Here is a 14,093-nt window from a genome sequence, read left to right as displayed (position 1 = left end):
CTCAAGTCGACGTGCGAAAGTGAGTCGGGCATTCTTATGGGTGTTCATCCGGCTGGGTTCCTGGAAGGTTGGGTGTTTGGCGACTTCCAGTCTCCCAGACTCAGTCCGGATGAACCATCGATACAACCTATTGAAGCTTCACATCTAGCCGGTCGTGCAGATGAATTCGATACCCGGTTCAAATACAGGACTACATATCATTGGTTCGATTGACGCGCAGCGTCATCCTCACACGCCGACGGCGCGACTTCAGGACGTGCAGGAAGCGTTCAGCGCAGCCTCGTCGGTGGACAGCATTTCGGGTACGCATTCACGCAGAAAATCGACGAACGTGCGGATTTTCGCATCGAGATACTGGCGCGATGCGTACAGCGTGTAGACGGTCAGCTTCTGCAAGCGGTAGTCGGGCAGCACGCGCACCAGCGCGCCGCTCGCCAGCGCGGGCAGTGCCGACGACATCGGCAACGAACCGATGCCGAGGCCGGCGCGCAATGCGGCGCCGAGCGCATCGGCGATGTTCACCTGGAAATCCGGCAACGGCAGGTCGAACGTCTCGGGGCCGTCGGGGCCGTCGAGATGCCAGCGATCGCGCGGAAATACGGGCGTGACGATCTGCAGGCACGCGTGGCCGTCGAGCTCGCGCACCGTACGCGGCGTACCGCGCTCCTTCAGATACGCGGGCGACGCGCACAGCACGCTGTGCACCTCGCCGAGCCGCTGCGACACGAGCCCCGAATCGGGAAGCTCCGTCGCACTCAACTGCAGCGACACGTCGTAGCCTTCGTCGATGATGTCGGGCACATGCTGCGACAGCGTGAGCTCGACCGCGACCGACGGATAACGCTGCCGGTAACGCACGACCGCGGGCACCACGTAGGCCTGGCCGAAGCTCGTCGTCGCATGAACGTGCAGCCGCCCGGACGGCTTCGCCTGTGCATCGGCCGCCTCGGCTTCCGCTTCGTCGATATAGCCGAGGATGCGCTGGCAACGGTCGAGATAACGCTGCCCGGCATCGGTCAGTGCGATGCGGCGCGTGCTGCGGTTGAGCAAGCGCGTGCGCAGATGCGTCTCGAGCTGCGCAACCGACCGCGATGCATAGGCCGTCGTGATGTCCAGGCGCTGGGCCGCGCTCGTGAAGCTGCCCTCCTCCGCAACCCGGACGAAAATGCGCATCATCTGTAACGTGTCCATCGACCTGTCCCCGGGATTGAGATCACGTCGCGCCACCGTGCGCCCATGGTGCCGGCGGTTCCGGCGCGGGCCGGTCTGGCGCGAATTGTGCGGAACAGTACAGCAGCGGTGCAGACGTGTCCAGTTCGCCGTACGCGGCATGATCCGGATGCCGAATCGTGTCGCCGAGCCGCCATGCACGCGTCGTCCGGTTCGTGTGCATGACGTCCGGACGCGCCGGCAAGCTAACCGCGCCGAATCGGCAAAAACTACCCGGCGACCACGGTGTCGCCGCACGATTCACGTCATGTATGACGGATCAGGCCGTGGCGGCCGCATCGAACGGATTGCGCAACACGATCGTGTCGTCGCGCTCCGCGCCGGTCGTGATCATCGATACCGGTGCGCCCGCGACCGCTTCGACGCGCGCGATGAAATCCTGCGCAGCGCGCGGCAACGCCGCGCGTTCGCGTACCCCTTTCACAGTGCCGCGCCAGCCGTCGAACCGCTCGTACACGGGTTTCGCACGCGACTGCGCATCGAGGCTTGCAGGCAGATGATCGACCCGCACGCCATCGAGTTCGTAGCCGACGCACAGCTCGATCGACTCGAAACCGTCGAGCACGTCGAGCTTGGTGAGCGCCAGCGAATCGATGCCCGAAATCCTGACCGCCTGACGCAACTGCGCGGCATCGAGCCATCCGCAGCGGCGCGGCCGGCCGGTATTCACGCCGAACTCCTGCCCGCGCGCGCGCAGCGTTTCGCCAGTCGCGTCGGACAGCTCGGTGAGGAACGGGCCGCCGCCGACCCGTGTCGCATACGCCTTGGTGACGCCCAGCACGTGGCCGAGCTTCGACGCGCCGAGCCCCGTGCCGGCCGCCGCCGCCGATGCAACGGTTCCGGACGACGTCACGAACGGATACGTGCCCCAGTCGATATCCAGCATCACGGCTTGAGACCCCTCGAACAGGATGCGCTCGCCACGGTCGGTTGCGTCGTTGAGATCGGCCCAGACGGGGCGGACGAACGGCAGGATTCGCGGCGCGAGGTCGGCGAGCGTCGCCAGCATCGCATCGCGCGAATGCTCGTCGAGCCCCAGGCCGCGGAACCACGCGTTGTGATGGTCGACGAGCACATCCAGTTTGGCGGCAAGCCGGCCCGGTTCCGCGAGATCGCCGACGCGCAGCCCGCGACGCCCGACCTTGTCCTCGTAGGCTGGCCCAATGCCGCGCAGCGTGGTGCCGATGGGCTCGCGGCGCAGACGCTCCTGAGCCTGGTCGATCGCGCGGTGGATCGGCAGCACCAGCGTCGCGTTCTCGGCGATCGACAGGTTGTCCGGCGTCACCGACAGCCCGAGTTCGGCCATCCGCGCGATTTCCGCGAGCAAGGCTTCCGGATCGAGCGCCACGCCGTTGCCGATCACGCCGCGCTTGCCGCGCACGATGCCGCTCGGCAGGAGCGCGAGCTTGTATGTCTTGCCGCCGACGACCAGCGTATGACCTGCGTTGTGGCCGCCGTTGTAGCGCGCGACGAGATCGGCCTGTGCCGCCAGCCAGTCCACGACGCGTCCCTTACCTTCGTCGCCCCATTGGGCGCCCACGACCACCACGTTCGGCATGCTCCGCACTCCATGTGAGAAATTCAGACAATCGTTCGGCCGAGCCGGCCGTTTGTGTGCCATATTGGCGGAGCTTGAGCACCCGATCAAACGATTAAACCTGAACCATCGCGTGAGTAAATATCACGCGAAACGATGCAATGGCCCGACGCCTCCCTCCGTTGAATTCGCTGCGCGCGTTCGAAGCCGCCGCGCGCCACGGCAGCTTCACGCTGGCCGCCGACGAACTGTGCGTGACCCACGGCGCGATCAGCCGGCACGTTCAGCAACTGGAGGCGTGGCTCGGACGGCCGCTGTTCGAACGCCATAACCGGCGGGTCGAGCTGACCGACGCGGGCCGCGCGTATCTCGCCGAGGTCGGTGCGTCGTTCGACCGGATCGCGCTCGCCACCGCGCAGCATTTCGGCCATGCGCAGCAGCGCGTGCTGCGCGTCAGTGCACCTGCTACGTTTTCGCTGCGCTGGCTGGTGCCGAAGCTGTCGTCGTTTCAGGTCGCCCATCCAGCCATCGAGGTACGGCTGTCGACGTCGAACGAGCCGATCGACAAGCTGCGCGACAAGGTCGACCTGATTGTGCGCGGCGGCTCGCAGGCCATCGACGGCTACGTTGCCGAGGAATTCCTGTCGGAAGTCCGGCTACCGGTATGTGCACCGAAACTGCTGGAAGGGCGACCATTGCATACGCCCGCCGATCTCGCCGGCTTCACGCTGCTGCACGCGGCCACTTATCCCGGCATGTGGCCTGAATGGCTCGCGGCAGCCGGACATCCGAATCTCGTGCCGCGCCACTCGCTCACGCTCGAGCATTTCTACCTGACGCTCCAGGGCGCGCTCGACGGGCTCGGCGTCGCGATGGGGCCGATCGCGCTCGTCGCGGACGATATCGCCGAAGGTCGGCTCGTGCAGCCGTTCGGCGAACCGGCGCTGCCGCCGTGGCGTTACTTCACGTACGTCGCCTCCGCACGCGCGAACGACGACGCCGTACGGGCGTTCAAGGACTGGCTGAGGGTGACGGGAAATGCGGCTGCGCCGGGCGGGCGGAACTGACCGCGTCGGTGTACAAATGGCACGCGCCGTGAAATGCAGGAATACGAATCAAATGACGCAAGCGACTGGATTGCGTATTGCCTATTGTCGATAGCGGGATTGCTGCGTTCGATGTGCGCCGTGGAACGGCGACGCATGCGGCAAGCCGCGGATCGATCCGTGGCTTGCCGCCGGACGACGCTTACTGGCTTGCGCCGATGCCGGCTTTTTTCTCCGCGTTCTGCAGGTTCTGCGGATAGTTCGGATCATTGGCCGCCGGCTTGTAACCGGCATCTTCGAGTTTCTTCAGCTCGGCGTTGTTCTTCGCACGCGCAGCCTTGTGCTCTGCCTTGCGCTGGGCCCTGGCCGCCTTGCGTGCCTGGCTCTTCGCTGCCTTGGCGTCCTGTGCAGCGGACGCGCTGGCGTCGGTCTGCGCAAACGCGGGAACTGCCGAGCCGAACAGGAACGCGGCTGCGGTAGCAGCCAACGTGAGTTTTCTGATCTGGATTCGCATCGCTGAACTCTCTTTTCTGGTTTATCACGGATTGAAAGACCATCGAGATACCGCCCCTGCCCCGGTCGGTTGTCATGCCGCATCCGGGACCTGTGCATCATAACCGCGTCGTGAAAAATATGGCGTCAACGTGCAACGGAGTTCGGGGATACACGTATGGGAGAAAACGTGGACGGCACTCGACCGGGACGGTCACTGACAGGACAGGAATTGTGGATCGCGCCATTGCGGAAGCCGGACACCCGCGATGTACCTGCGCCTTGAAGACGCGGACGAGTGATGTATGGAGGTGTGATGCGAAATACCCATGACTGTTTCATAGGCGGGGTTGCCGGCACGCTCACCCTGGACGTGATCGTCATTCGGCCAATCACGATCACCGCGGTCGCAGCAGTCGAACTGTGTGTCACGTTGCCGGTCGACGTGGCTCAAGCGACGGTTCCTCCCATAAATGACCACGATTCGGTGTTACGGACATCAAGGCAAGCACGATTGCATCGTACACAGCGTGTGCAGTTCGATCAGGCAACCCATCGCGGAACTGTGACCCCAGGGGCTGCCTTAGTGGGCAAATACGGTCGCCGTGTGGTCCGTATGACGAAAGGCGTGGACGTTGACAGCGGTGAAGACATCGGCCGGGACCGCTTCACGATTGATTGCGCTGACGGCATCGCGCGGATGTCACCACGGTCGTCGGGCGAATGTGGTCCGTGGAAATGATGTCGCCGTGACGTGTGATCCGGCCGATTCAGCGCAGGAACGCATCGGACGGCGTGTCCGAAACACAGGATTTTCATTCCGCGACCATGGCCGCAACGCATCGTGGCGATGCATTACCGCCCGCACAGCATGCCGATACCTGCGGCCTCGTCAGGCCGGTGGGCTTTTACGAGATCCGAAAGTGTCGGAAGGTGAGAATGTTCGGGATCATCGCTCGAATTCGATTGTGGTGAGCCTCGTGATCCCTCCCATCTTCACGTTGGCTCCCAACGCATGCTGGATCGACCCAGAACCCGGTGAAACGTGCAAATGATGCCGCCCCCTACTTGATCTCAGGAAAGCCGTTCTAGGTCTCTCGTTGTCGACGGGAGGCACAGCATTGATTTTCGGTTGATGGAGCGAAAGGTAGAAAGTTGGACGCCCCCCGGTCGCGGCGAAGCGAGTTGCGTCGATTTCCTCTGTGCACAGCCGACAGGCTAGGTTTGGCCAGAAGCACAAGCCGACGATCGGAGAACTTTCTTCACAGACAAGGAGGCCTGAGTGCAAAAATTCCTTCGCCGGCCGTAGCGGATGATTTCAAACTGCTGTGAACGAAACCGAAGAGATCTATGTTTCCGGTCGCCGATCGACTTTGCCGGTCGATAACGTTCATTCGCGAAGCTGCGGGGACGGTTTTTCGATCCCATAAACGGGAACCTGTACCTGGAAACGGGCAGTTTCCCCCCGTATTTCTCCCATAAGTTTCTACGTTTCAGCCGATGTGAGTATGTACTCACCTCTTCTGAAAGCCTTGTTGGGCCTGGAACTTTTGCAGAACGAGGAGCTAGGTCACTGTTTTCCAAGCCTGAATCGAAGCTTTGAGGTGCTTGCAACACCATAGACGGCTACTCAATGGTAGCGGTTTATGGGGTTCGTCTTTCTGTGGACGCGCACGTGTGTTTACATCTTTTGTTAACGACGTTTACTTCTTTAACTACTTTTAGACGGCTCACAGCCTTATCCCACAAGGGTTTGACAGGTGTTCGGTACCCATTTATGGGAGCACAGGTGTAAGGGTCTGGGGTTTCAGGTCTGTGGATTTGGGGTTTGGGGTACCGAGTTGTGGGGAGTCAGGGTTGTGGATATGGGGCAAGCGTACCCGGTTATGGGAAATCGGCCACCGAACACGTTGGGTAGTCGTCTATGGGAACGCATGTAGGTAGCCTTTTATGGGGCATTTTTTTGATCCCTAGACGCCTGAATGCACAGTGATTTTTCTTGGGTAGCCGGTTATGGGGCGCTTCAAAGGTACCCGGTTATGGGTGCCATCCGGGGCTGCGCGACTGCCTTTTTCCAGGTTTTCCAGTGGTTGGTTCCCATGGACAGGATCGATGGCACGGACAGGTAACCTTTTATGGGGAAAGCAGAGGGTTGCCGTTTATGGGAGCGGTATGTGGCATCCATGCAATCAAGACCGGTTGAAAGGTACCCTCCTGTGGGAATCGATGAAGGTAGCAAGTTATGGGGGGAAAACGAGACTGTGCTGCACGGCACCATGAATGTGCCCAACGATCTCGGTTCTGCACATCTGTTTCCCATGGATGGTTACCTTGGCGAGGGCAAATCCCGTGCCGGGTTTCCGTGACCGGGTATGAAAGGTAGCAGCTTGTGGGAAGCATTTTGATCGAAAGGTAGATGGATATGGGGTCCCGCAAAGATCGTTTGATCGAATATTTTCCTTTTGGATCTGAAGGTTAGCCGAGATAGTGCAAGTAAAGCAGGAACAAGGGCGTTGCCCCTCGCCGCGAAAAGGTATAAAGTCCGCTCTCAACAAGGTGACCTTATCCGGACATTACGATGCCGCGCAAGCCCGCAAGCAAAGGCTCAGACAAACAGGTTTCGTTGTTTCAGACACCCGAGCCTCCCGACTTGCTGCGCAAGGCGGTCCAGGCGATTCATATCGCGCCCAAGTCCGGAAAGATCGGGCTGCAGCAGCGCAAGATGTTCAGCTCGCTGATCAAGAACGCGCTTCGGCAGGAGGCGTTCGAGCCGGGCCGGACGAGCTTCTCGATCTCGATCGCGTCGCTCTCGCACGAGAGCGGGTTGAACAGCAACAACACGAAATACGTGAAGGACACGGTCAACTCGCTGATCAGTACCGTCGTCAACTGGGACTATCTGGCCGCGGATCGATCGACCGTCTGGAAAGCGTCAGGCCTCCTCGCCGGCGCGGAGCTCGAGCAATCGGTGCTGAAGTACAGCTTCTCCGACCAGATTCGCAGCGAGTTGCTCAACCCCGAGATCTACGCATTGATCGATATGCGGATCGCCCGCGAGTTCCGGCGGTCGCACTCGCTCGCGTTGTGGGAAAACACGGTGCGCTACGAAGGAATCGGCATCACCGCGAAGATCCCGCTGCCGAAATTTCGTGACCTCATTCTCGGCCAGGACAAGGCGTCGCAGTCGTACAAGGAATACAAGCTGTTCAAGAGCAAGGTCCTGGTGCCGTGCATTCAGGAGGTGAACGAAGTTTCGGATCACACGCTCGAGCTGATCGAACACAAGTCCGGCCGGAGCGTGGAAGCCGTCCAGTTCAAGGTGACGCGCAAGCAGAGCGCCGATACGGTGGAGGACGGCGACGTCAAGAACGAAGCGCTGGTCGAGGAGGTCGCCAAGTTCGGCATTCCACGTTCGGAAGCGCGCCGGCTGATCACGCAATACGGCGTGCAGCGCATCAAGGCTGCAATTGCCTACACGCTCAATCGGACTACGAAGAAGAATGCGGCGCCGGTCGACAACGTGGCCGCGTACTTCCGCAAGGCGTTGACGCACGGCTATACGCTGGCCGACGGGCAGGGAACGGAGGCGGCCGCACCGGCGAAGGAATCCGCGCAGAGCAAGCAGGAACAGATTCGCGACAAATATCTGGCGGCGAAGGTCGAGGAGGCAGGCGCGTATTTCCGCGAACTGGAGATCGACGACCAGACCAAGCTGATCGAGCGTTACAACGAGACGGTGGCAGGCTCGAAGGATCTGACGCTGTCGCCGAAGAAGAAGGCGAGCAAACTCGCGCAGACCAGTTTCTTCCGATGGCTCGCGCTGGATACGTGGGGCGAACCGACCTCGGACGACTTGCTGGAATTCTTGCTGAAAAGCAGTCTCGCAGGCAACTGAACGAGGCCTCGCAGCCGGGTGCGCGTCGCGTGCCGGACGTCGTCGTCCGGCTTCGCGATGAAACGCGGATGTGAGGCCTTCTGCTTTTCGCGCGTTACTTTTGCGTAGCCGTTGCCAGCTCGGCAACGTACGCGTCGATGACGGTCTTCAGTTTGTCGGCGAGCGCCTCCTGGTGCGATGCGTCGACGCCCTTGAGCTGCAGATCCAGGCGGCCGTCCGGATAGGTCTTCAACTGACCGATCGCTTGCGATTCGAGCGCGAAGTCGTGCCGAACGCTGTAACGGGTGCGTCCTGCCTTCTTGCTGCCGTCGCTCTGCGTACGCAGGAAATTCTCGAGATCACGAACCGATTTTTTCCGGTCGATCACGGCCGTCAGCAGCCGGTCGGCCGTCGGTTCGCCCAGGCGTTCGAAGATCAGCTTCAGGAAATACGCCGCCTGTAGGCCGACCACGTCGTTCGCGCTCGCCATCCGTTCAAGGAGTGTGTTCGGGAGTGCGTTGAGCGACAGCGTCTTGCTGATCGATGCCTTGTCCTTGCCGATCTTTTCCGCCAGCGTGTTCTGGTCGGAAAAGACCTTCTCGTCGAGGAGACGCTTCCACGCGACCGCATCGTCGAAGATCGTCTGGCGTTCGTGGTCGTGGTTCGCGCGATACGCGATCGTGTAGAGCTGCTCGGGCGTGTGATCGGTGCGGAACGTGGCGTTGATGGTTTCGTCGCCGTTGATGCTCGTCGCGCGAAGCCGGCGTTGCCCGTCGATCACGACGAGCTTGCCGGGAAACTCCGGCAGCCGCGTCACCTTGATCGGCTCGATCTGCCCTTCCCGTTTCAGCGTCAGGGCGAGCTCGTGCAGGCTCGACTCCGAGTAGAACACGCGCGGATTGAACGGGTTCGGAATGCAATCCTTGACCAGCACCTTCTGTGGCGCGCCAAGATCGGCCGTACCAGCGGGTGCGGCCGCGGGCGGAGCGCTGGCGGGCGCCGATTCGCCGATGGTGCTCGGTGCGGCCGCCGGTTCGGGCAGCCGCGTTTCGAGCGCCGCATTTTCCTGCGCGAGCCCGCGCAGCAGGCCGGCTGCGAGATGCAGGTTGCCGGTCGGCTTCTTGTCTTTCGAGGTGTCCTTAGCCATGGGCGGCTCCGGTAGCGCGCGTCGACGCGATGTATTGGGCCATTTCCGTGACCAGCTTTTCGATTTCCGCTCGGGCTTCTTTCAGGCCCTTCAGGTACCGATTGTGATGATGGATCGTGGTGCCGAGTGCAAACGTCTGACGGTAGACCTCGCGTTGCGCGATCTGGCTGTCGAGCAGATGCTCCCCTATTTCTTCTGCCCTTAGAATTTTTAAAATTTCTTCACGCATTTTAGTTTTTCCATTAACGCTATTCAGCATTAATGCGGAAGATAGATTTGGGTTACGGACGGATCGCATCGATTCGATCATGCGGATCATCGCGACGGTGCTGTAGAGATCGGCCGGCGACGGCGACAGCGGCACAAGGCAGAAATCGGCAACTTCGAGTACCGATGCGATTCGCGGATCTTCGAGGTTGCCGGGGCAGTCGACGACGATCACATCGAAGTTCGCGTCTTGTTTTTTGATTTCACCGCCAATGCCGCGGCCGGCAGGGGCCAGCGAAAGCACCGTCATCGGCAGCGTGTTCTCGCCGCTCGTTACCCACCGGACGGACGTGCCTTGAGGGTCGGCATCGATCAGGGCGACCTTATTGCCGCCTGCTTCGAACGCAGCCGCGATATTGACGGAGATGGTTGTCTTCCCAGTCCCACCTTTTTGATTACTGACGGCGATCTTGAAAGCCATTAAATTCCTCCACGGAGTTTTGCGTAATATATGCAGTTATTATCTAAATGTCCAGAAAAAGCCGTCGATGCGATGTATGTCTTAGTGACCGATTGGGTTGTCACGTGACAAGTAGCCGAATGGCTAACGAGTCAGCGATGGGCGATGATCGAGTAAAAATAAAATCGACGATCTTGCTCGAAATGCACGTACAAAGATCGCGGGAAAGTTCGACGAGCTTTAACGGTGGTGACGGATTGACGCCTTGGAGGCTGGCCGCTTGATCTTGCGGAGCTCTCGGCAAAACTCTTAGTGACTTCGGTAGGTCGGCTTAGAGAATGTCGTCGGGAAGCTCAGTTGTCACGTGACAAGACGTAGAAATTTGGCACTTTTCGATGCGGTCCGACACCGAGAAATATTTGGGTAGATCGCGGTTACGACATCGGTGAGATCATTTCAATATTTGATCGTTGGTTTCGCACGATTACCTCGCAGCGAGGTGAGTTGTCACGTGACAATCGACCCAGAACGTCCAGCAACGACCGCTCTGAGTCGTTTTTGATCCCTGTTGCGACCAAACCCCGCTGATTGAACAGATAGATCGGTAAAGGGATGATTCGTCACTGTTGGCTCGTCGCGAAAGGCCATTCTCCGGGGCGGTTGTTTACTGAGTTGTTACGTGACAACTGGAGTGTTGTTTGAAGAGCGTGTGTGTCGGATGGCACGTTACCCTGCACGTCGGTCGGCACACACAGTATCGAAGAGTTTGATGCATCGATTGATCGCAGATTCCGCCCCTTCGTCGCCGGCAATCCGCATTCATACCCCTGAAAAACGGAGGGGCCCGCTTTACTGGAACAGCACTCCGAGCGCATACGGTAAGCATCATTGATGTGTCCCCATTTTGAGGGGGACGTTCAGTTGTATTTTCATCGAACGCTAGCCAGCAGGGGAGGGCGAGGCTTTGTCGTGCCTACCCCGTTCCCGCCGGCGCAGTATCAGCGTTTGCGCGACAGCCGTGTGTGCGAGGCTCCGATTTGCGACAAACCTCAGATTGAAGGTCGCGTGATAACTCAAACGGGCCAGATCGTGAAACAATTCCAAGAAATTCGATGCTCGTGGAAGTCCTTATCCAGCAACGAGTTGCGCAATATTCTTCATGTTGTTTCACGCAATATCGACAAGATTGCGCCTTTAAATGGGGGCGCATGATCATTTCGTGCCCCGCGTCCGGCAGCGCGCATAAAGACGCATCGATGTGTATTTATTGATACGTATTATGTAGTGTTTGAGATTTATGTAGCCCGCCCAGGTAGCTGAGACAAATCGAATTTCGCGGATCACATACACCGCGACACGCTGTCGAGTCTCTGATCGGATGTTCGCGCCAATAATCGGCGCGAGTTGTCACGTGACAACGCGCATTGGTTGCTCAACTCGTTGGATTACAGAGTGACGCGAGAATCCCGGCGCCAAAGAATTTTTGGCCGAGCGCTGGGAAGGCCGCCAAGGGACTTGGTCGTTGAAGAGGGGGGCGAAGTCATCACCGGCTCATGAGAGCGGCATGGAACGAACTGCTTGTATCTGTACTTTGCTCGCGAGTTGGGGGAAACATCCGACTTCGAGGGGCAGTCACGCATCACTCGATACTCAATTACAAGTCGCCAGGCGGCCGCCGAGCCGTCAGTCCTGAGTCGGCAAGAAATCGAGAGGCGCGCGTCCCGCTGCAAGCGTGTGACTCGCCCTGACCAAGCGTGAAACCGATCCAACCATTCCGCGGATACCGCCAAAATCGGTATCCTGCATCTTCGGTACGACTCCGGCGATCAGTACGTTGCCGCCACCGACAGAACGACATCCGTTCCGCTGCGCAGGTTATCGATATCTCTTCGCGGCGAATTACCGAACAACCGACTGTATTCGCGGTTGAACTGGGTCGGGCTCGCATATCCAACCCGGAACGATGCCGACGTGGCGTCGAGTCGCTCGGACAGCATCAGCCGACGTGCTTCGTTGAGTCGTATCCATTTCTGGTACTGCAGCGGACTCATGCCAGTGAGCAGGCGGAAGTGGTGATGGAAAGTCGAACTGCTCATCTGAACCTGCGTCGCCAGATCGTCGACTCGCAGCGACTCGTCGTAATGGGTTCGCAACCACTGGATCGCCCGCGACACGCGGTTGCCCTGACTGCCGGCGGACGCAATCTGACGCAGGCGGCCACCCTGGTCGCTCGTCAGCAGCCGGTAGTAGATTTCCCGCTCGACGTACGGAGCGAGAACTGCAATGGCGTTGGGATCATCGAGCAACGCCAGCAACCGGTTGACTGCGTCATAGAGCGGTTCGGTCATATCGCCGACGACGAGGCCGCGACCTGCGGGGGCATCCTCGTGATCCGGTGCGACCTGCGCCATCAGTTCGGCCATGACGCGAAAATCAAGCTTGAGCCCGATCCCGAGAAACGGCGTTTCTCGGCTGGCCTCGATGACCTGCGTTGAACCAGGCAAGTCGAGCGACGTGATCAGAAAACGGTTGGCATCGCATAGATACACATCGCCGCTTTGAATGATCCGCTTCGTGCCCTGGACGACGAGCCCGAAGCTTGGCTCGACCATGCAGTCCATCGGCTGCGTTGGTGTCTCCCTTCGATGGAGGCTCAGGTTCGGAATGGCCGTAGTGAGGTGGTCAACACCGTCTGTCCACCTCGCGACGCGCTCTGCGAGTGTCAGCCGCAGGTCGCTCTCCCGGCTCTGGCGGGTCGGTCGGGGGGAGACGGGGTTGAATGCAGCAATGGTGGCGGCGTCGACCTGTTGGCCGGGGGAGTATGGGGCAGGTGCCGGATGCATGACTTCTCTACTCGGGTAATCGGGTCTACAGGCGGGCCCATCGACATGCAGGTACGCCGGAAACGAGCTTCCCGGAGGCTCGGCGTTGCCGCGCTCCCGGGAAAATGCGCAATGTCCGGTGTACCTACTTCGTCGCTTGCGACGTGCAAAGTGGCCAGCGGCGTGATTTCGTGGCAACGGATGGCGCGCGCTCGTCCACAGTGCGCCACCACCGCTCGCCGCGATGCGGCTCGTCCAGAGCGAGGCGCTCGCCCATCCTGGGCGTCGACAGTTCGACGCCACGCACGATCGCCAGCGCCGTGACGCGCTCGAACGGTTCTTGCCAGCGGTGCATCGCGAGATCGAACGTGCCATTGTGGATCGGGACCAGCCAGCGTCCGCGCAAATCGATGTGCGCCTGCACGGTTTCTTCCGGCTGCATGTGGACGTACGGCCATTGCGCATCGTATGCGCCTGTCTCGATCAGCGTGACGTCGAACGGCCCGAGGCGCTCGCCGATCGTCCGGAAACCATCGAAGTAGCCCGTGTCGCCGCTGAAGAACACGCGCAAGTCGTCGTCGACGATGACCCAGGATGCCCACAGCGTGCTGTTGCCATCAAACAGGCTGCGCCCGGAAAAATGCTGGGCAGGCGTGGCGGTCAGCGTCAAGCCGGCTTCGTCGACACTCTGCCACCAGTCGAGCTGACGGACTTTCTTCGCGTCGATTCCCCACTCGATCAGGCGGTCGCCGACACCCAGCGTTGTCACGAACACACCGGTGGTTGCCGCGAGCGCGAGCACCGTGTCGCGGTCGAGATGATCGTAGTGATCGTGCGACAGGATCACGCCGCGCAGCGGCGGAAGATCTTCGAGTGCGATCGGAGGCGCATGGAAGCGCTTTGGGCCGACGCGACGAAACGGCGACGCGCGCTCGGCAAAGACGGGATCGGTTAGCCAGAATTCGCCGCGCAGCTTGAGCAGCAGCGTTGAATGGCCGAGCCGGTACAGGCTGCGATCGGCGGCCGCGTCGAGTTCCGCCCGGGTCAGCGAATCGACGGGCAGCATCCCTGCGGGCACGGTATTGCGCGGCTTGTTGAACAGCATGTTCCACGCGATGCCGAGTGTCTTGCCCAACCCCTCGGCCGGCCGGGGCGCGACATTGCTGAAGCGCTCGCCATTGTGCTGCGGCGAGCCGCCAGACAGCGTGCGGCCGCGTCGGGCGGCCGCAAAACCCAGAATGCGATGAATCAAAACGAGAGGCGATGCCATGTAGGTTC

12 protein-coding genes are annotated in these 14,093 nt (G+C 60.4%); 5 read left to right on the top strand and 7 right to left on the bottom strand.

Going from position 1 to position 14,093, the window contains the following annotated elements; all coding sequences use genetic code 11:
* Positions 1-213: hypothetical protein (locus tag ACTJLD_RS29790; RefSeq protein WP_440660326.1), on the top strand; the 213-nt coding region annotated here is incomplete at its 5' end.
* A gap of 36 nt (positions 214-249) precedes the next feature.
* Here the strand turns inward: ACTJLD_RS29790 and ACTJLD_RS29785 are convergent.
* Together ACTJLD_RS29785 and ACTJLD_RS29780 are read right to left on the bottom strand one after the other, a co-directional pair.
* Positions 250-1,191, bottom strand: coding sequence for a LysR family transcriptional regulator (locus ACTJLD_RS29785; RefSeq protein ID WP_027792207.1), 942 nt, complete (start codon positions 1,189-1,191; stop codon positions 250-252).
* 298 nt (positions 1,192-1,489) lie between these two features.
* A complete protein-coding gene (locus ACTJLD_RS29780; protein ID WP_059551834.1) occupies positions 1,490-2,788 on the bottom strand; it encodes an adenylosuccinate synthase in 1,299 nt (432 codons plus the stop codon).
* A gap of 140 nt (positions 2,789-2,928) precedes the next feature.
* Here ACTJLD_RS29780 and gcvA point away from each other — a divergent pair, with 140 nt between their 5' ends.
* Entirely contained in the window at positions 2,929-3,834 is a 906-nt protein-coding gene (gene gcvA, locus ACTJLD_RS29775; protein WP_440660325.1) for a transcriptional regulator GcvA, read from the top strand.
* A 181-nt stretch (positions 3,835-4,015) separates the two neighbouring features.
* Here gcvA and ACTJLD_RS29770 read toward each other — a convergent pair whose 3' ends face one another.
* Positions 4,016-4,327 carry a hypothetical protein gene (locus tag ACTJLD_RS29770; RefSeq protein ID WP_021163674.1) on the bottom strand — a complete coding sequence of 104 codons (312 nt, stop codon included), beginning with the start codon at positions 4,325-4,327 and terminating at the stop codon, positions 4,016-4,018.
* 294 nt (positions 4,328-4,621) lie between these two features.
* Here ACTJLD_RS29770 and ACTJLD_RS29765 point away from each other — a divergent pair, with 294 nt between their 5' ends.
* On the top strand, positions 4,622-5,047 hold the full coding sequence (locus ACTJLD_RS29765) for a hypothetical protein (protein WP_440660323.1): 426 nt from the start codon (positions 4,622-4,624) through the stop codon (positions 5,045-5,047).
* A 1,836-nt stretch (positions 5,048-6,883) separates the two neighbouring features.
* Positions 6,884-8,200 carry a replication initiation protein gene (locus ACTJLD_RS29760; RefSeq protein WP_021163671.1) on the top strand — a complete coding sequence of 439 codons (1,317 nt, stop codon included), beginning with the start codon at positions 6,884-6,886 and terminating at the stop codon, positions 8,198-8,200.
* Positions 8,201-8,294: 94 nt separating this feature from the next.
* Here ACTJLD_RS29760 and ACTJLD_RS29755 read toward each other — a convergent pair whose 3' ends face one another.
* Both ACTJLD_RS29755 and ACTJLD_RS29750 read right to left on the bottom strand, forming a co-directional pair.
* The gene (locus ACTJLD_RS29755) at positions 8,295-9,326 is read right to left on the bottom strand and encodes a ParB/RepB/Spo0J family partition protein (protein WP_027792202.1); all 1,032 of its coding nucleotides are present in this window, start codon (positions 9,324-9,326) and stop codon (positions 8,295-8,297) included.
* The gene (locus tag ACTJLD_RS29750) at positions 9,319-10,014 is read right to left on the bottom strand and encodes a ParA family protein (RefSeq protein ID WP_011350423.1); all 696 of its coding nucleotides are present in this window, start codon (positions 10,012-10,014) and stop codon (positions 9,319-9,321) included. Before ACTJLD_RS29750 ends, ACTJLD_RS29755 begins: the two co-directional genes overlap by 8 nt.
* Before the next feature lie 948 nt (positions 10,015-10,962).
* Here ACTJLD_RS29750 and ACTJLD_RS29745 point away from each other — a divergent pair.
* Positions 10,963-11,205 carry a hypothetical protein gene (locus ACTJLD_RS29745; protein WP_138143340.1) on the top strand — a complete coding sequence of 81 codons (243 nt, stop codon included), beginning with the start codon at positions 10,963-10,965 and terminating at the stop codon, positions 11,203-11,205.
* Positions 11,206-11,819: 614 nt separating this feature from the next.
* Here ACTJLD_RS29745 and ACTJLD_RS29740 read toward each other — a convergent pair.
* Together ACTJLD_RS29740 and ACTJLD_RS29735 are read right to left on the bottom strand one after the other, a co-directional pair.
* Positions 11,820-12,836 carry an AraC family transcriptional regulator N-terminal domain-containing protein gene (locus ACTJLD_RS29740; RefSeq protein WP_440660322.1) on the bottom strand — a complete coding sequence of 339 codons (1,017 nt, stop codon included), beginning with the start codon at positions 12,834-12,836 and terminating at the stop codon, positions 11,820-11,822.
* Between the two features lie 124 nt (positions 12,837-12,960).
* Complete coding sequence (locus ACTJLD_RS29735; protein WP_119337925.1) at positions 12,961-14,085, bottom strand: MBL fold metallo-hydrolase; 1,125 nt, start codon at positions 14,083-14,085, stop codon at positions 12,961-12,963.
* Positions 14,086-14,093: the final 8 nt, after the last annotated feature.

The sequence above is a fragment of the Burkholderia sp. 22088 genome (assembly GCF_052045915.1).
Taxonomy (GTDB): Bacteria; Pseudomonadota; Gammaproteobacteria; order Burkholderiales; family Burkholderiaceae; genus Burkholderia; species Burkholderia cepacia.
The sequence above is the reverse complement of the archived record's forward strand: the minus strand, read 5'-3'. Positions and strand labels throughout refer to the sequence as shown.